Source organism: Ereboglobus sp. PH5-10, assembly GCF_029504735.1.
Classification (GTDB): Bacteria; Verrucomicrobiota; Verrucomicrobiia; order Opitutales; family Opitutaceae; genus Ereboglobus.
The window spans coordinates 38369-56692 of record NZ_JAQFIP010000011.1 but is presented as its reverse complement, the minus strand read 5'-3'; the positions used below and the strand labels follow the sequence as shown (position 1 = coordinate 56692).

The 18324-nt window shown below is 56.6% G+C and carries 11 protein-coding genes, 1 other RNA gene and 1 pseudogene; 7 read left to right on the top strand and 6 right to left on the bottom strand.

Annotated features, from left to right (window positions below):
• Window positions 1–21 precede the first annotated feature (21 nt).
• From M2447_RS09845 to M2447_RS09815, 6 genes and pseudogenes are all read left to right on the top strand, one after another.
• Window positions 22–2394, top strand: a complete 2373-nt coding sequence (locus M2447_RS09845) for an autotransporter outer membrane beta-barrel domain-containing protein (protein WP_277558465.1) — start codon at window positions 22–24, stop codon at window positions 2392–2394.
• A gap of 30 nt (window positions 2395–2424) precedes the next feature.
• Window positions 2425–2823, top strand: a complete 399-nt coding sequence (locus tag M2447_RS09840) for a hypothetical protein (RefSeq protein ID WP_277558464.1) — start codon at window positions 2425–2427, stop codon at window positions 2821–2823.
• Between the two features lie 126 nt (window positions 2824–2949).
• The gene (locus M2447_RS09835; protein ID WP_277558463.1) at window positions 2950–5889 is read left to right on the top strand and encodes a DUF4982 domain-containing protein; all 2940 of its coding nucleotides are present in this window, start codon (window positions 2950–2952) and stop codon (window positions 5887–5889) included.
• 2 nt (window positions 5890–5891) lie between these two features.
• Complete coding sequence (locus M2447_RS09830; protein WP_277558461.1) at window positions 5892–8624, top strand: Tat pathway signal sequence domain protein; 2733 nt, start codon at window positions 5892–5894, stop codon at window positions 8622–8624.
• 106 nt (window positions 8625–8730) lie between these two features.
• A complete protein-coding gene (locus tag M2447_RS09820) occupies window positions 8731–10599 on the top strand; it encodes a rhamnogalacturonan lyase (RefSeq protein ID WP_343215392.1) in 1869 nt (622 codons plus the stop codon).
• A 46-nt stretch (window positions 10600–10645) separates the two neighbouring features.
• Window positions 10646–11029: pseudogene (locus M2447_RS09815) on the top strand (uroporphyrinogen decarboxylase family protein); the annotation flags it as partial.
• 5 nt (window positions 11030–11034) lie between these two features.
• Here the strand turns inward: M2447_RS09815 and M2447_RS09810 are convergent.
• The 6 genes from M2447_RS09810 to lpxA form a co-directional block, all read right to left on the bottom strand.
• On the bottom strand, window positions 11035–11157 hold the full coding sequence (locus tag M2447_RS09810) for a hypothetical protein (RefSeq protein ID WP_277558460.1): 123 nt from the start codon (window positions 11155–11157) through the stop codon (window positions 11035–11037).
• 259 nt (window positions 11158–11416) lie between these two features.
• A non-coding RNA gene (gene ssrS, locus M2447_RS09805) (6S RNA) lies at window positions 11417–11599 on the bottom strand.
• A gap of 120 nt (window positions 11600–11719) precedes the next feature.
• Window positions 11720–12052, bottom strand: coding sequence for a hypothetical protein (locus tag M2447_RS09800; RefSeq protein WP_277509917.1), 333 nt, complete (start codon window positions 12050–12052; stop codon window positions 11720–11722).
• Window positions 12053–12286: 234 nt separating this feature from the next.
• Entirely contained in the window at window positions 12287–13249 is a 963-nt protein-coding gene (gene folE2, locus M2447_RS09795) for a GTP cyclohydrolase FolE2 (RefSeq protein ID WP_277558459.1), read from the bottom strand.
• Between the two features lie 103 nt (window positions 13250–13352).
• Window positions 13353–15005: a S8 family serine peptidase gene (locus tag M2447_RS09790; RefSeq protein ID WP_277558458.1), complete on the bottom strand. Its 1653-nt coding sequence runs from the start codon at window positions 15003–15005 to the stop codon at window positions 13353–13355.
• A 37-nt stretch (window positions 15006–15042) separates the two neighbouring features.
• Complete coding sequence (gene lpxA, locus M2447_RS09785; RefSeq protein ID WP_277558457.1) at window positions 15043–15816, bottom strand: acyl-ACP--UDP-N-acetylglucosamine O-acyltransferase; 774 nt, start codon at window positions 15814–15816, stop codon at window positions 15043–15045.
• A gap of 126 nt (window positions 15817–15942) precedes the next feature.
• Between lpxA and serA the strand changes: the two genes are divergently transcribed.
• Window positions 15943–17532 carry a phosphoglycerate dehydrogenase gene (serA, locus tag M2447_RS09780; protein WP_277558456.1) on the top strand — a complete coding sequence of 530 codons (1590 nt, stop codon included), beginning with the start codon at window positions 15943–15945 and terminating at the stop codon, window positions 17530–17532.
• Window positions 17533–18324: the final 792 nt, after the last annotated feature.

Here is an 18324-nt window from a genome sequence, read left to right as displayed (position 1 = left end):
ATCTTCTACCCGCCAATTTATATGAAACAAGACATCATATCACGTCACGCGAAGTTTTGGCCGGCTATTATTCCGGTGCTCTGCCTTTTTCTCACATCTTCCACCGTCACGGCCGATACTCTCGACTCATCCACGATTATATGGACGGGAACTTCCGATTCGGACTGGAGGAATGCTGCGAATTGGAATCTTGGTCGCATTCCCACATCGACCGATTATATAGGGATGGGTGAAAACGCACGCCATGGCCTTGATATAATAAACACAGGCGCGGGCGACGTGGCGTATGCCATTGCCGGACTTTCCGCGACCGGCAATACGAGCAATTACACCATCACCCTGCAAGGCAGCAGCGCAGGCCTCGCAATCCTTAATGTGACTGGCGGCGGATTCTACTCGGTCCGAAATACCGACAATGACCTGCCAATCAACGTAGTGCTAAACGACTATTCAAAAATTACATTTTCAGGCGCGAATAATGCCACATTATATCCTGAAATTAAAAACGCAACAGGTCGGGCCACTCTCTTTGGCATGAGTTTGACTATGCACGGCAATTCCACTGCTGATTTTTCCGCTGCTACAAGCAGTCTTATTTTAAGGGAACTGCGAATGGATATGGGCACAAGCATGAGCTTGGGCTCAAATACCCTTTCCATGTTATGGAACTCCACCTTCAGCGGAATCATCACAAGTTCAAAAACTAGCGGTGAGGCGCTGCGTGTGAACGGCAACGGAGGCACCCTGTCCGTTCTCACTTCAACAGGCGTCATCACGCTGGCTGGCAGCAGTTATATCTTGGTCCGCAATAACGAATTTCGTGTCGATGGCGTTTTCAATGGTAACGTAAACTTACAAGGCAATGCCAATGCAATCCTTGGCGGATCGGGCTTTGTTGTTGGAACCGTCACCGCCAATAGCGCCGCGGCAATTGCCCCCGGCTCTAGCACAAATGCCTCAAATCTGACAATCACCGGCACTGCTAACATGCTGGACGGCTCTGCAATCAATTTGAATTTTTTCAGCACCACTCAAACCGATCACTTGAGCATCGTCGGAACGCTCTCCCTTGCAATGACAGGCTCGGGGGCGGGCGTGAATCTGGGCGTCACTCGTGACGAAACCAATTTTGTTGTGAAGGACAGCCGCTACAAAGTAGCCACGGTAGATGGCGAAATCGAGGGGCAGTTTAACGAGAAACTGGTTCATAATTTCGGACCTCTCGCCGAGGAAAGTTATTGGGAGATCGTGCCGACAGTCGGCGGCTATGAAGTTTGGGTGAACATAGTGCATGGCGATTTTTCGAGCGTTACCGGCCTGACATCAAATCAATACGTGATAGCCAATACATTGGACAGAATCCAAGCCATATTGCCCGACGCGCTCATCATGAGTGTGGACTCGCAAAAAACCATTGCCGCTTACGGTAAGGTTCTCAACCAGCTGGGCCCGCAATCCTATCAATCGTGGTTTCCTGCCGCGATTGTTCAGCTTTCATCCTTGGGCGCGAGTATCGAAAATCGCCTCGCGATCAACGATGAAAAACTCCGTGAAACTAAAAAGTTCAACTTCTATACACAAGCTTCGCGCAATACCTCCACCAAGAATGAGTCGGCGAATAATGAATACTATGAAATTGACCCCGAGGAAATCCTTATCGGAGCTGATTATGCCTTCTCAAAAAAATATCTGCTCGGTGTTGTTTACGCCTACGACAAAACCAAATACACACTCGACGATTCCGGCAGTCGCGGCGAATCCAAGAGTAACACTTTTGGTGTTTACGGACGCTATCGCAGTGGACCTTTGCAAGCCAGCCTGATCGGCTTCTACGGCACCGACGACCACACTGCCAACCGCAGTGTCGCGCTCACCAAGCTCGGCACGTATGCCAAGGCCGACACCGACGGCACGCGCTACGGCGCACGTGCGCTTGTCAGCTACACATTTGAGCCGGGACCACTTGATTTTGCCCCGACGCTTGGCTTGCAATATGTGAAATGGAAGGCAGACGGTTTCACTGAGGCTGGCAACGCCAACGAGGCAACGCTCATTGTGGAAAAGCAGGAGGCCGAATCAACAATAGCTACTTTTGGGATGCAGCTATTTCGCGATTTTCCGATATTGCGAGGCAAGGCGGTGATTCGCCCGTATCTCAACGCCTACTGGGCATACCGAGTCAGCTCGGGTGAGCGTAGTATTACTGCGAGCGTGATGGGCGAGGCGGTTACGTTGAAAACCACACAACCTGATCGCAATGGTTGGCACATTGAGGCGGGCATGTCGCTTGATTATGCAAATGGCCTCTCCCTCTTCGCCAGTTATGGCAACCACAGCAATATAATTGTCGACCAAACCCTCGCGATTCGCGGCGGCGTTGGCTATCGTTTTTAAAACCAATTTTTAGTCAAAACTAACAATACAATGAAAATAACAAAACATATCCTCGTTCTAATCGGATTGATCACAATGGCCCTTTCGACGGCAGTTTATTCGGCGCCAGAAAAGAAAAAATCGACCAAAAACTCAAAACCACCCGCCGCGCAAACTTTGGAAGGCGCGGAGGTCAAGGCCACTCAAAACGGGGACAAAATCACCATCAGTTGGACACTCCCCAAAGACCAGTGGCGCATGATTACCTTGAGTCGTAATGACCAGGAAAAACCCAAGGGACGCGTCAAGGTCAATGTGGTAAATCCGAACAAACGCAAAGACTACGTGGATACCGTTCCTGATGCCAGTAAATCGTATTGGTATTGGTTGAAAGCCACGCGCACCAATGGCGACCCTGTCGAAATCGGTCCAATATCAGTGACAAAATAATGAAGGGGCGGCCTCCGTGTTGTCCTTTTTAAAATAAACTTTTATTGTCGCTGTCAGACGGAACGAGATCCGTCCCCCTATCACAATTCGATGCGAAAAATTACTAATGTCCGTATTTATGGAAGATTGACTGTTCTTCTGTTATGCCTTGCCACTGCACCTTCAACATATGCGGAGCGCGCCACTTATAACCTCAACCTCGACTGGCGTCTCCATGTTGGCGACCCGGAGGGCGCGGATGCTAAAAATTTCGATGACTCGCAGTGGAAACTCGTCACTCTCCCGCGCGCGTGGAACGAGGACGATGCGTTCGGCAAGGACATCAAGAATCACTCAACCGGCATTGCTTGGTATCGAAAAAACTTCACGCTGACTGCCGCGCAACTCGGGGACTCAAAGGTGTTCATTGAGTTCGAGGGCGTGCGGCAGGCGGCCGAGGTTTATGTGAACGGCAAGCATGTCGGTCTCAACGAAAACGGCGTCATGGCGTTTGGATTCGACATCACCGATGTGTTGGTCGCCGGTGAAAACGCCATTGCCGTGCGCACCGACAATGCTTGGGGCTACAAGGAGAAAGCCACGGGAAGCCGTTACCAGTGGGCGGATCATAATTTTAACGCCAACTACGGAGGCATCACTAAAAATGTTCGGCTTCACATCACAAGGAGGCTCTACCAGACGCTTCCATTGTATTCGAATCTCAAGACTACAGGCGTTTATATTTACGCGACCGATTTTGATATAAAAAACCGCACCGCCACGATCCACGCCGAATCGGAAGTCCGTAACGAAACCGGAAAGACGCAGACGGTTTCATATGCGATGAATATCCCCTTGCTCGGCGTAAAGGCTGTCGCCGAAAAACCGCTCAAGCTCGGCTCCGGTAAAACAGGTGTCGTTAAAACCAGCGCGCGCGCCGCCAATATTGATTTCTGGAGCTGGGGGCATGGCTCGCTTTACGACGTGCGCACCTCGCTTCTTGTCGATGGCAAGGCGGTCGATACTGTGACGACCCGGACCGGGTTTCGCAAAACGGAATTTGCCAACGGCATGATCAAACTCAATGACCGGGTTATCCAGATGCATGGCTACGCGCCGCGCTCCACAAATGAATGGCCCGCCATCGGCCAAAGCGTTCCCGCCTGGCTGAGCGATTACAGCAACGGCCTTGTGGTCGGGAGCGGCGGCAATATCATGCGCTGGATGCACATCACGCCGTGGAAGCAGGATGTCGAGTCGTGCGATCGCGTCGGGCTCATTCACGCAATGCCCGCGGGCGATGCGGAGAAAGACCCGGTTGGCCGTTGGTGGGGGCAGCGTGTCGAGCTCATGCGCGATGCCATCATATACAATCGCAATAACCCGAGTATTCTTTTTTACGAAACAGGGAACTCGGGAGTCCGGGAAAGCCACATGCAGGAAATGAAGGACCTCCGCGACAAATATGACCCGCACGGGGGGCGCGCCAGCGGCAGTCGGGATATGCTCGACAGTAAAGTCGCCGAGTATGGCGGCCACATGCTTTATATAAACAAAAGCGCGCGCATTCCGCTTTGGATGATGGAATATTCACGCGACGAGGGATTGCGCAAATATTGGGATGAATATTCCCCGCCATATCACAAGGACGGCGACGGCCCGCTTTATAGGGGCAAGGATGCCAGTCCTTATAACCGCAACCAGGACACCCTAGCCATTGAGAATGTCGTTCGCTGGCATGACTACTGGCGCGAGCGCCCCGGCACTGGACGTCGCGTGAACAGCGGCGGCGCGAAAATAATATTTTCCGACTCCAACACGCACCAGCGCGGCGCGGAAAACTACCGCCGCAGCGGTTCCGTCGATCCCATGCGCATTCCGAAGGATGCCTTTTATGTGCATCAGGTCATGTGGGACGGCTGGGTGGATGTTGAAAACCCGCGCACCCACATAGTCGGCCATTGGAATTACGCGCCCGGCACGGTGAAAAACATATACGTCGTTTCCAGCGCCGACTCTGTTGAACTTTTTCTCAACGGCAAATCACTCGGCCGCGGCGAACAAAGCCACCGCTTCCTCTATACATTTGAAAATATAGCCTGGCAGCCCGGCGAACTTCGCGCTGAAGGTTACGCCAATGGAGGTCAGGTCTCTGTGTCGTCCGCGACGCTCCAAACCGCCGGCGAACCGGCTGCATTGCGTCTGACCAATCTCGGTAAAAAATCCTACTACGCCGACGGCCACGATCTCGCGTTGATCGAAATCGAAGTCATTGATGCCCAAGGCCGTCGCTGCCCGACCGCGCTCGACATGATTGATTTCGAACTCGACGGCCCCGCTGAATGGCGCGGCGGACTCGCGCAAGGACGCCCGGATAATTACATTCTCGCCAAGCAACTCCCTGTTGAATGCGGTGTGAATCGCGTCTTCATCCGCACCGCGCGCACGCCCGGCGTCATCACAGTTCGCGCAAAATCCGGCGCGTTGCGCGCCGCCGAGCTTTCTTTCCAAACCACGGAATATCCCGCGCCTAACGGACTCGCCGCGCTCCAACCCGTCCCGGACATCCCGCGCATCGACCGCGGCCCCACGCCCGCGACTCCCTCGTATAAAATCACGCGCATCCCCGTCGAAGTTGCCTCCGCGCGCGCCGGTTCAAACACCGACGACGTTGCAAATACTTACGACGACAACGAAACAACCGCATGGTCGAGCACCAACAAAATTGATGAGGCGTGGATTGAATACACGCTGGAGCGCCCTGCCGCGCTGCATGAAATCGCGCTTCGGCTCACCGGCTGGCGCAATCGCAGCTACCCGGTGCGCATCACGCTTGACGGCGCGGAAGTTTTTCGCGGCATCACGCCAAAGAGTCTTGGTTACGTGACGCTGCCGTTGAAGTCCGCGCCCGCTGCCGGGCGCACGGTGCGCATTGAGCTGCTCGGCGTCTCCAAGTCAGGCGATGCGTTCACAATGACCGAGCTTGCCAACCAAGCCAATGCCGCCACCGGTTCGGAGCGTGTCGGGAAAATGGCGCTGAGTATTATAGAGGCGGAATTCTACGAGCCCGCGCCAACGAATAAATAAAAATGGCCAGCACTTTAATGAAATACGTCACGACAGTTCTCCTTGGTGCGGTTGCACTGATGCCGCTCACCGGCTTGTTGTGTGCGGACGCCGTATGGATGGATGGCTCCGCACCCGCCATCAACATCGGCGCGACTTGGGGCGTGCCGTGGCCGGCGGGCTCCACGCCCAAAGACGCCGCGTTCGCGCTTCGCGATTCCTCGGGAAAATCAATACCAGTCCAGACATGGACAACCGCGTGGTGGCCGGATGGCTCCATCAAGTGGACGGCTCACGCAGTGCCGGCGGGCATCGCAATTGATAATAATCTCAAGGTTGTCCACGGCGCCCCGGCGGTTCCGGAAAAATCGATCACCGTGCGCGAGACTGCCGCAAACGTCGAAATCGATACGGGCGTGATGCGCTGTTTTGTCGAAAAATCAGGTCGTGTATTAATTTCGAAAATCACGCGCGCCGGAAATCCGGTTTTGTCCAACGGTCGTCTTGTTGCGATCAGTTCCAAAACGCCCGAACTGGGCGGTGCGGCGGATATTTTTCAGAGCAGAATAACCGGTGTTACAATTGAGCAACGCGGTCCGGTTCGCGCCACTGTGAAAATTGAAGGTTATCATGCCGATGCGAATCGCGAGTGGTTGCCGTTCACGCTTCGCCTCTATTTTTATGCAGGAGGTGAAACGCTTCGCATCATGCACTCGTTCGTTTTCGATGGTGATGCGGAGAAAGATTTCATCCGCGGGCTTGGCGTGAGATTCGAGGTGCCGATGACCGACCTTATGCACGACCGGCACGTGCGCTATGTCGGCGAAGGTCGAGGTCTTTGGGCCGAGGCCATACGCGGGCTTACCGGTCTGCGTCGCGATCCCGATGCCAAAAACAAAGGGAACCCAGTAAAGGACGCGCAAATCGCCGGTCTTGCATGTCCGCCAGTCGAGACTTTTAACCCCCAAGTCAGCGAGCGACTGCAATATATTCCGGCATGGGGTGATTCCACGCTTTCCCAGCTATCGGCCAATGGTTTTACTATTCGCAAACGCACCAAGGCCGGACACGGTTGGATCGATGTTGATCAAGGCGGACGCGCGTCCGGCGTCGGTTACATTGGCGGCGCCAAGGGCGGCGGCATTGTGTTTGGGTTGCGCGATTTTTGGCAACGTCACCCTTCGCAACTCGATATTCGCAACGCCCACACAGATGCCGCCGAAGTTACCATCTGGCTCTATTCACCCGAGGCACCCGCGATGGATCTGCGCTTTTACCATGACGGCATGGGCATGGATACTTTTGAAAAACAATATAAAGGCGGCCTCGAGATCACCTATGAGGATTACGAGCCCGGTTTTGGCGATGCGCACGGCATTGCGCGCACGAGTGAGATTTACCTCTGGGCTCTTGCCGCCACGCCCTCGCGGGATGCGATTGTTGACATGGCTGCGCTTGTTCGCGATCCCGCGCGCCTAGTGTGCCCGCCGGCGCGTATTCTTGCCGCGAATGTTTTTGGAAACGTCTGGTCGCTGCCGGACCGCTCCACTCCTGGGAAATCCGCCATTGAAGACCGTCTCAAGTGGCAGGTCGATTATTACAAAAATCAAATCGACCAACGACACTGGTATGGTTTTTGGAATTATGGCGATGTGATGCACAGCTACGACCGAGACCGCCATGTGTGGAAATATGACATCGGCGGCAATGCCTGGGACAATTCCGAGCTCTCCACCGATCTTTGGCTTTGGTATTATTATTTGCGCACGGGGCGCGCTGATGTTTTCCGCCTCGCCGAGGCGATGACTCGCCACACCGGCGAGGTGGACACGTATCATCTCGGACGTTTCGCCGGGCTCGGAACGCGCCACAATGTGCAACACTGGGGCTGCTCCGCGAAGCAAGTCCGCATTAGCACCGCTGCTTATCGGCGCATATATTATTATCTTACCGCCGATGAACGCGTCGGCGATCTCATGCGCGAACTTCTCGACGTGGATAAAAAATTCAACGACGTCGATCCCGCCCGCAAGCTCGGCGACGCCTCGCCCCTTGGCGATTATGACGCGCGCGTGAGTTTTGGAATTGATTGGGCGAACCTTGCCGCCGCCTGGCTCACCGAGTGGGAGAGGGGCGGGGATATGAAATATCGTGACAAGCTTTTGCGCGGCATGCGGGATTGGGGCAACATGCCTCTGGGCTTTTTCACAAGCGATCGTTACGGCTATAGAATAGCCGATGGCAGCATTGAACCGTTGAGCCTTCGCGGAAAGCTCACCGCTGAAAACAAACCGATATCCGTTTCGCATCTCGATTCCATGTTCGGTGCGGTTGAAATCTTTTCCGAACTTATACAGCTCACCGAAGGGCGACCCGAATACGAAGGATTTAAAAAAGCTTGGTTACAATACTGCGTGCTTTACTCCGCGCCAAAGGAAGAGCGCATTGCCGCCCTCGGGGTGAACTTCAAAAACGGCGCACTTGTCCAAGCGCACTCGCGACTTCTTGCCTACGCCGCCAAAATGTCTGGCGATAACAAGCTGGCGGCGCGCGCATGGGAGAAGTTTGCCGTGACCGACTACCCTGGTTATTCGGGCGACTGGGCCAAGGTTGTCCTTGCCACCGAACGCATCAAGGGCCCGACGATATTGAATCCTGTTGACGAGGCCAAATGGGTTGGAACCAACCTCAGCGCGCAATGGGGCCTCTCCGCCATTCAATGTCTCGCGCTTGTCGGGGACAAAATGGAAAAGTAAAAACTGCAGCAACCAACTACATTCTGTGAAGAAATATAATTTCATATTTATTATAACGATTCTTTTGGCCGCAACCTGCCAGGCTGATATAAAACCGCCTTCGTTGATGGAAAACCTGGATCGCGGCGTTGTGGCCGTGCGAACGGGTGCCAAAAACGCCTTTGTGAGCTGGCGGTTGCTCGGAACGGAATCGGCTGAAACGTCATTCAATGTTTATCGAAAGACTGATGATGGAGCTCCGGTAAAGCTGAACAAATCGCCAGTCGCGCGAGGCACAAACTTCACGGACGCCAAGGTCGATTTTTCAAAAAACAATGTGTATTTGGTCCGCGCCGTTGGAAGTAACGGCAAGGAGATGCCGGCGGGCAACACGGTGAGTGACAGGAAAGGCGCCACTCCGCTCAACACACTTCCGGCAAATTGCGCCATGCGCCAGTATCTAACCATACCGTTGCGCATTCCGAAGGGCGGTGTTTCGCCCGATGGTGTCGCCTACACTTATGAGGCATGCGAAGCCTCTGCCGCCGACCTTGATGGCGACGGCGAATACGAAATTGTGTTGCGGTGGAAACCAACCAACTGGAAGGACAACGCCCATACGGGCTATTCCGGCAACACCTATCTCGACGCCTACAAACTCGATGGTAAATTTCTTTGGCGCATTGATCTTGGTATAAACATTCGCTCGGGGTCGCATTATACACAATTCATGGTTTACGATCTCGATGGCGACGGCATTGCTGAAATCGCATGCAAGACGGCCGATGGCACGGTTGATGGTGTTGGCAAAATCATTGGCGATCCCAAAGCCGACTATCGCTGCAACATTGGCAAACCTGCCGGCAAGATTCTTGATGGTCCGGAATATCTGACTATTTTCGACGGACGCACCGGCGCGGCGCTGGCGACGGTTGATTATGTGCCGGCGCGCGGTTCGGTGGCAGGTTGGGGCGATGATTACGGGAATCGCGTTGATCGGTTTCTTGCGTGCGTCGCCTATCTCGACGGGCAACGCCCCAGCCTTGTCATGTGTCGAGGTTATTACGCCCGTTCTGTGCTCGCCGCCTGGGATTGGCGCGATGGCAAACTCACGCAGCGCTGGGTTTTTGACAGCGACGACGGCACGCCTGGAAATGAAAAATACCGGGGGCAGGGCGCGCACAGCCTTTGCGTTGGCGATGTCGATGGCGACGGTCGCGACGAAATAATCTATGGCGCTTGCGCGATCGACGATGACGGCAAGGGCCTGTATTCGACCGGACTTGGGCACGGTGACGCAATGCACATGACCGTGATGGACCCGACTCGCGAGGGCCAGCAGGTCTTCATGGTGCACGAGAAGAAAAAAGTTTACGGTGACGCAGGCCTTGAGTTTCGCGATGCGCGGACGGGGGAATTGATATTCGGTTACTCCAATGAGAAATGGGGCGACATAGGCCGCGGCGTCGCCGGCGATATAGACCCCCGTCACAAAGGTTATGAAATGTGGGCTTCGGTCGGCGGACTCTATAATTGCAAGGGTGAGATCATTTCGACCGCACGACTGAAGCAACAGAGTTTTCTTGTCTGGTGGGACGATGATCTCCTGCGCGAACTGCTCAACCATGTGACAATCTCGAAGTGGAATTGGAACAGGGACAAAGCTGAGACCCTGCTCACCGATCCCGAGTGCGAATCGGGCAACGGAACCAAGGCTACACCGATACTCAGCGGCGACCTTTTTGGCGACTGGCGCGAGGAGGTGATTTTTAAGACGAAGGACAACCGCGAACTGCGTATCTACACAACAACGATTCCGACCAAACATCGCTTTCATACCCTCATGCATGACCGCCAGTATCGTTTGGCTATCGCGTGGCAAAACACGGGCTACAATCAACCCCCGCATCCGAGCTTTTATCTCGGCGAAGATATGATCGCACCTGCCAAACCAAATATCGTGACTTCGTTGAAACAACTTCCAGCTACACCATGAAAATATCACTTATCGGTGAACACAGTTCGACTGCAAAGAATTCTGCCCCCCGTATTTGAAGCGCATCTGCGACGCGTTCCCGAAGGACTGGATAAAAATCTATCACAACGACGCCTCCATAGAGAAGTGCCTGGAATACTTGCCCGATGTCGGCTTCCACGTTCTCAACTGGGGCAAGCACACGAGCATCGCCGACGTGAAACACCGCGTCGGCAACCGCCTCTGCCTGATGGGCAACGTGACCCCGTTCGAAGTCATGGCGAAAGGCGCGCCCGACCAAGTCCGTGCAGCGACGTTGGATGTGCTGGAAAAAAGCGGCGGCGAAAACATAATCCTTTCGGTCGGTGGCGGCACCAGCCCCGGCACCCCGCGCGAAAATATTTTGGCGATGCAAGCCGCGCTCGCCGAATACAACGCCGGGCGCAAGTAAAACTCCTAGCCTCGAAAACGCAGATTGTCGTGGGCCGTAAATTTGAGGTCCACGTATTGCTGCTCGCTTACCATCGTCATCTTCTCGTGAATGATTGCCTCGCGATTGGGCTTGGTTATGTTTGTCAAAAATTACGTTGGTTCATCAGAAAAAGCCCGCAGTTTTTGCAACCAAACAGCAACCAAGACACCTCTTCATAGGGAAATTGCCGTGCCTCTCCGGCCCGACCATTTTACCAGAAAAGCCTTCTCCTCATCGGAGAGGGCTTTCTTGTTGATTGGGAGTGATTCATCGTCAAACAGGCGAGAATGACCTCCAGACAGCAGGAGAGTTTTATGAAAAAAAGAATCCCAAGTCGTGTAAACTTGGGATTCTTTTAAAAAGGATTGATCCTCCACCTGTGCCGTATGCCCAAAGGCTCTAGTCCTTTTTATGTTAAGGTGGGCGCCTCCTACGCGGCGTCTGCTTTCCGGTGTGCGGCCTAGCATCTTCCACGGCGGGTTTGGCTCCCGTAATGACTCAAAGGCCGAGAGCGGTTATTGAAAAGCACCTCGAACACTGCAGAGGATCAAACGAAAAACAGTAGCCTCGCGCGGCTCGCGGTCAACCGATTTGAGCATTTCGTGTCGGGATAAAACTCAATTTCATGAACTTCACTCGCCGGACAATCATGCGCATATTGCGCACAACTCAATATTGCACATGCACTTCCACCTGCCCCGCCAGGCCGCGCGCGCAGGGGTTGCGCTCGTCGGCGGTCTCGCAAGTTTCGCGGGCGGCCTGAAGTTCGCGGCGAACCTCCGCCGCCGCATGCTTGGTAATGCGTGTTATTTTTCTTATGAGCAACCACGCACCCAACGCGCCAAACGCATAACCCGCCGCCACAAGCAGCGTTCCACGTGTCGTCGCCTCGGCCGCCGCGGCATTAAGCGCATCAGGCGCCACAAATGTCGGCACTAACACCGGCAGAAAGCGCATGATAAGCCCGAAGGTCAAAAAGCTGAGTGCGTTTAGAATGTTCATGATGTTTTATGTGTCTCCCCTTTAAGCTACATGCGTGCCAACTTCTCACTTAATCCATAAGAGCATGTTCATTAACATAAAACAAAACTTGCTATTTATATATCCCGCATCGCTCATTGCAATTTGCAACAGCCCGCGGGCAACACTGAATTGCAAGTTGCAATATCCAAAAGCAGGCCGGCGCACGACAAGCGTGGAGCAAAATCGCGCGCCAACCTCGGGCGCGCGCAGTTGCTACATCCGAAAATTCAGCGAATCGGCGTTCATGCCGCCAGGAATGCCTTTGCAAATGACGCTCACGGCATCGTGCGAATGAAGCGATTCGTAATGCGCGCACATCACGCGAAAATCGCGCACGCGCGCATCCGCCGCCAGGCGCGCGTAAAGCAGGCGCGCGGCATCCTCCACAAACTTCAAATGCGCCCCGTTCAGCTCGGCAAACGCCTGCTCGTCCTCGCGCTTCACCATCACCTGAGTCTCCGTGCGGAGCGCTGCGCGGCAATGCGAGAGGAGGACATCGACGGTGAGCGTCCGGCGCGACGCGATCTCGACGCGAACGCGCGCGCGGGAGCGTTGCGAGTGCCCCATCGCAAACACGCCGCGCGCCTCGCGCGCATGCTCCGCAAGTTCCGCCGAGCACGGACAGGCCGACGAATACTCAAAATCAATCTCCACATAACGGCGCAGTTCGCCGGCACGCCCGAGCGCCACTTCATACGCCGCGTCGTAATACTGCCAGCCGCCCAGGCCGCTGCGCAGGCTGGCCTGCCACACGGGAAAGGAAAACGCCACGCGCAACCGCGCCTCGAGCGCGGCGTGGGCGCGGCGATATTTTTTCAAAATACGCCCGAGCAATTCCGGCGAACACACATCGGCGCCGTGCTCGTAAAACGTCCGCACGATGCGGCTCATGTTGATGCCCTTGCGCGCGGCGTCGAGGGAAACGGTGCCGGTGACGCGAGCCTCGAGCGTGGCCGGGCCGGCGCCATGTTTCGCCGCCGCCCCACCCTTTTTCCCCGCGCCCGCCTTCAACGCGAAACGCATGGGCAGCTTGAACCCGTCGATGCCGACCTGCTGGATGGCGACCCGCGCGCCCTCGATGTCGTTCGGACACTTCATCACGTCGGGCAGCGACGCGCGATAGGCGTCGGTGACTTTGAAGGATGCGTCGTAAGCGCGTTTTGGACGTGTGCTCATTGAAAACGTGAAACGAGCAACAAAAACCAACTCGCGCCGCATGCCAAGTCTGCAAAGCAACGAAGGAGTCCCTCGGGCCGACTCTCGGTTTGCGCAACAAATCTCACTCGCCGCCACCCAGGGAAACGACGCTGGCCTTGTGATTGTTCGACGGATTTTTGTCGGTCACGCCACCGGCGTTGAGCAGCGTTGTGTTCACAACTGTTTCCGCGCCCTCGGGCACCGGCACTTTCACGACAGTCGTTGCGCGGGCGTCGACCCACGGCAGCGCGACATTCGAGACGGCTCCGTTGACCTCCACCACAAGCGTCATCCCCGACATGGCCGTGGCGCCGCGGTTTTGCACAACCACATCGACCGTGCCGTCCTTGCTGTTGTAATAATGGCTCGAAATGGCCGTGTCCATGCGCGTGGGATCGTTGCTTTCCAACGCCCAGCCAAGGTCGATCACGCCCGCGCCGTAATCATCGTCGCGCCCTTCCGCGCCGGCGTCGTTGACGTGCGCCACCAAAATCGCCCACGCCTCCTGCGCGCTGATTCCGCCATAGGCCGACATCAGCGCCGCAATCGCGCCCGACACCACCGGCGCGCTCGCCGATGTGCCCGTGAAACCAACCCGCGACTCATCCGCCCACGCGGCCAGTATGGCGTAACCCGGCGCGGTTATCTGCAACTGCGCGCCCGAGTTGGAAAAAATGAGCTGCTGCTGCATCGCGTCCGTCGCCCCCACCGAAATCACCCGCGAATAGGCGGCGGGCCACATGAGCTGCGCCGCCTGGTCGTTGCCCGCCGCCGCCACGACAACCGCGCCTCCCTGCATCGCGTATTCAATCGCGCGCAACAACACCGCGCTCGTCCCGTAGCTGCCGAGGCTCACATTGATGATCTGCGCGCCGGAGTCAGCCGCCAGCATGATCGCCTCCGAAATGGTGTAGAGATCGCCGAGACCGTTTGAATCCGTCACGCGGAGACTCAGGATGTCGGCCGCGGGGGCGACACCGGGCGCGTCGGCGTCGGCGCCCGCGGCGAGTGATGCCACGGCGGTGCCGTGCCCCTCCCCCGCCTCAATTGAAACGCCGTGGCCGGCGTCGAGCCTGCGCACGCGCTGCCCGAATGTCGCGTCGGCCGCCACGCCGCTGTCGAGCACCGCGATCGTCACGCCGCGCCCCCACTGGCTGTTGTCCGCGCCCGCGACGCCGATCGCCCCAAGCAAATTGTCGCGCACGGGAACCTGCGAGCGCGCCGTGCGCGCCTCGGTCTCCGGCACGGTTGGAATCTCCGCGATAAAGTTGCCGCCAACCTCCTCGTAGTCGGATGAGTTGTCCGTGATCTCCGACGCCAGTCCGTCGAGCGACGCATAACGCACGCGCGCCGACAGCAACTTTTCCGAGCTCGACAGCACCATCAGCCCCGCGTCTTTCGCCCGCGCCAGAAAACGTTGCAGCGCCCCCGCGTCCTTGAACGCGAGCACGGCCTCGTTTCGCCGGACATGGTCGTTGTCGAGGTGCGCCGCCAGTTGCTCCTTAAACGCCGCCGCGCCGAGTCGCCGCGCCTCCGCAGTCAACGCATTTGCGCGGGCTTTTTGCGCCGCCGCGGTCAACGCCGCCCGGTCATCCGTTGCCTCGGTCCGCGCTTTTTCAGCCGCGGCCATCCCCTCCGCGCGCCGCTGGTGTTTCACGAGCGTCCACGCCATAAAACCGATCAGCGCCAGGGTGATCAGCGCGGGAACAATCGGGCTTCGCGGTTTTTCGTGCATGCTCTTGGGACAAATTTTTCGGCGCCGGCGTTCCACATTAATCCGCGGCGGGCGCGCCGGATTCGCTCTCGCCGTGCTTGCGCATCAGGCGCGCAAAACCGCGTTTCCCGCCCGAGAAAAACTGCAGGAAAAGCCCCGCCTCGGGAGTCGCGTAGCGCCCCGAAGCGAGCGCATCCGCCGCCACATTGCGGATGTTGGTCCGCGCGTGATACACCTCGCGAAACGCGTCCTTGATTTCGCGAATCGCCTCGCGCGAAAAGCCGCGCCGTTTCAGCCCGATGAGATTCAGCCCCACGACGCCGTCGCGCTCCGCCACGAGTGTAAACGGCGCCAGGTCCTGCGAAATCGACGCGTTGCCGCTTATCATCACGCTTTCGCCGATGCGCACAAATTGGTGCACGACCGCGCCCCCGCCGATAAACGCGCTCGTCCCCACGCTCACGTGCCCCGCCAGCAGCACCGCGTTTGCCATGATGACATTGTCCGCCAGCGCGCAATCGTGCGCCACGTGCGCCGTCGCCATGATAAAACATTTTTCGCCGATCACGGTGGCGCAGCCCTCGTGTGTCGCGCGGCTGATCGTGACGTGCTCGCGAATGACCGTGTCCGCGCCGATCCGCACGCCCGTCTTTAGAGACCGGTCGAAACCGATTGATTGCGGCGCGCCGCCGATCACCGAGTATTCACCCACGGCCACGCGATCGCCAAGCACGACGCCCTCCTTGATGACGGCCCCCGCGAGAATCTCGCAATCCGCGCCGATCTGCGCGCCCGGTTCGATGATGGCAGTGGGATGAATGAAAGTGGCCATGAGGAAAATTTATGCGCGGAAACACACACCATTCGCCGCCCCGCGTAAATGGAAAACCGCTGTTCTGTAAAAACCACTTGCGCCGCGCTGCCCCAGCCTGTTGCCTGTTCGTTTCCATTTTTTCCCATGAAAATCCTGGTCGCCGACAAAATATCACCAAAAGGAGTTGAATACCTGCGAAAACAAGCGGGTTTTGAAGTCATCGAGGCTTACGGTTCTTCTCCGGAAAAAGTCCTCGAACTCGTCAAGGACGTGCACGCCATCGCCGTGCGCTCGGAAACCAAGATCACGAAGCAGGTGCTCGAGGCCGCTCCGCTCCTCAAAGTCGTCGGACGCGCCGGCGTGGGCGTTGACAACGTCGATGTCGAGGCCGCCACCGAGCGCGGCGTCGTTGTCATGAACACCCCGGCGGGCAACACCATCGCCACCGCCGAGCTCACCTTCACGCACATCCTCTGCGGCGCGCGCCCCGTTCCGCAAGCCGCCGCGTCCATGAAAAACGGCGAGTGGAACCGCAAGGCTTTCAGCGGCATCGAGCTCTTCCGCAAGACGCTCGGCGTCATCGGGCTCGGCCGCATCGGCGGCGAGGTCGCCAAGCGCGCCCAGGCGTTCGGCATGCGCGTGCTCGCCTACGATCCCTATCTCGCGCCCAGCCGCGCCAAGGCCATGCAGGTCGAAATCGCCACGCTCGACGACATCCTCGCGCAGGCCGACTACATCACCGTGCACATGCCGCTCACCGAGGACACCAAGTATATGATCGACGAGGCGGCCTTTGAAAAATGCAAAAAGGGCCTGCGCATCTTCAACTGCGCGCGCGGCGGCATCATCAAGGAAAGCGCGCTCGTCGAGGCGCTCAAGTCCGGCAAGGTCGCTGCCGCCGGGCTCGACGTTTTCGAGGACGAGCCGCTCGCCAAGGACAGCCCGTTGCGCGCCATGCCCAATGTTGTGCTCACGCCGCATCTTGGCGCCTCGACCGCGGAGGCGCAGGAATCGGTCGGCATCGAAATCGCCGAGCAAATCGCCGACGTGCTCAAGGGCGGAGTCATCCGCAACGCCGTCAACATGCCCTCGATCGACGAGGCCGCGATCAAGGTTCTCGGGCCCTACCTCGACCTCGGCGCCAAGCTCGGCACGCTCGTGCAGCAAATCTCGCCGCAGCAAATCTCCACGCTCCGCATCACCTATTGGGGCAAGATCGTCGATCTCGACGCCAACGCCATCACGCGCTCCATCCAGCGCGGCTACCTGCGCCGCATCAGCGGCGAACAGGTCAACTTCGTCAACGCACCCTCGCTCATGCAGCGCCTCGGCGTGCAGGTCGAAACCATCAAGTCCAACAACGACTGCGGTTACACCGAGCTCATGGCGGTCGATGTCATCACGCCGGACGGGAAAATTTATTCCGCGCAAGGCACGCTCATCGGCAAGGGCGGACAACCGCGCATCGTCAACATCAACAGCCGCGAGGTCGAGGTGCTGGCCGAGGGCGGACTGCTCGTGTTGGAAAACTCCGACGTGCCCGGCATGGTCGGCACGATTGGCACGATCCTCGGCAAGGACAAGGTGAACATCGCCGACATGTCGCTCTCGCGCCTCACGCCCGGCGGCACCGCCTACATGGTCGTGCGCGTTGACACCGAGCCGAGCGAAGCCGCCCGCAAGGAAATCAAGGCCCTCCCCGCCATCAAAATGGCGAAGTTCGTGCAGCTCTGAGGAAATTCAGAAGAACAGAGGCCAGAATACCAGAGGCCAGAGCGCCAGAGAACCAGAAGCCAGAAAACCAGGCCGTCGCATTTCGCGGGGCTGGTATTCTGGCTTTTGTTTTTTCTGGCCCTCTGGGCTGCGCGCGCCGTGGCAGCATCGTCGCCACGACCACAAACCGCTTTCGCCGCGCCCCGTAAAACCCGCCGACAGACTCAATAGGACACTACCCCGGCGAAGAGCGTCCGTTCGCGTTGCGACTAAAGGGAAAAAACAACAAAACTCGGACGCCCCCTTTTATTCTCGCCGGCCCCCTTTGCCTCTCAAGATAAAATATCCAAACAGTATCGTCATTAATCCAGTTACAATTGCATACAACCAACTACCTTCTCCAAAATAGAGACTTTTCATATGTCCGAAAAAAATACCAAGAAAGAACACTAGTCCACCAGCTATGAAAAAACATTTCATCATTGTTGGCAAATTGGTCTCTTTGCGATTATCGCGATACAATGACCATAATAAACATATTCCTATTATTATAAATGCAACAGCAATCACACCGTCTTGCCCGCGCATAGTAGGGGATCCTCTAATCTTTTTCGGAGTATAATAAAATATAGTGATTACCATCCCGTTACATCCTGCTACAACAAGTATGGTGCCAATCCAAAAACTGATTTTAGAAAACATACGCTATTCCTTATTGAACTGATTATATAGGTCGTCACCAATACTCGCATAAATTTCCAAAAAATTGACGGCATGGGTCAAAATATATTGTCCAAGAATAAAAGTGGAAGT

Coding starts and splice junctions, on each gene's coding strand:
- M2447_RS09800 (WP_277509917.1), bottom strand. CDS start 12,052: ATGAACATTCTAAACGCACTCAGCTTTTTGACCTTCGGGCTTATCATG.
- lpxA (WP_277558457.1), bottom strand. CDS start 15,816: ATGGCCACTTTCATTCATCCCACTGCCATCATCGAACCGGGCGCGCAG.
- folE2 (WP_277558459.1), bottom strand. CDS start 13,249: ATGAGCACACGTCCAAAACGCGCTTACGACGCATCCTTCAAAGTCACC.
- M2447_RS09840 (WP_277558464.1), top strand. CDS start 2,425: ATGAAAATAACAAAACATATCCTCGTTCTAATCGGATTGATCACAATG.
- M2447_RS09820 (WP_343215392.1), top strand. CDS start 8,731: ATGGAAAACCTGGATCGCGGCGTTGTGGCCGTGCGAACGGGTGCCAAA.
- serA (WP_277558456.1), top strand. CDS start 15,943: ATGAAAATCCTGGTCGCCGACAAAATATCACCAAAAGGAGTTGAATAC.
- M2447_RS09790 (WP_277558458.1), bottom strand. CDS start 15,005: ATGCACGAAAAACCGCGAAGCCCGATTGTTCCCGCGCTGATCACCCTG.
- M2447_RS09845 (WP_277558465.1), top strand. CDS start 22: ATGAAACAAGACATCATATCACGTCACGCGAAGTTTTGGCCGGCTATT.
- M2447_RS09830 (WP_277558461.1), top strand. CDS start 5,892: ATGGCCAGCACTTTAATGAAATACGTCACGACAGTTCTCCTTGGTGCG.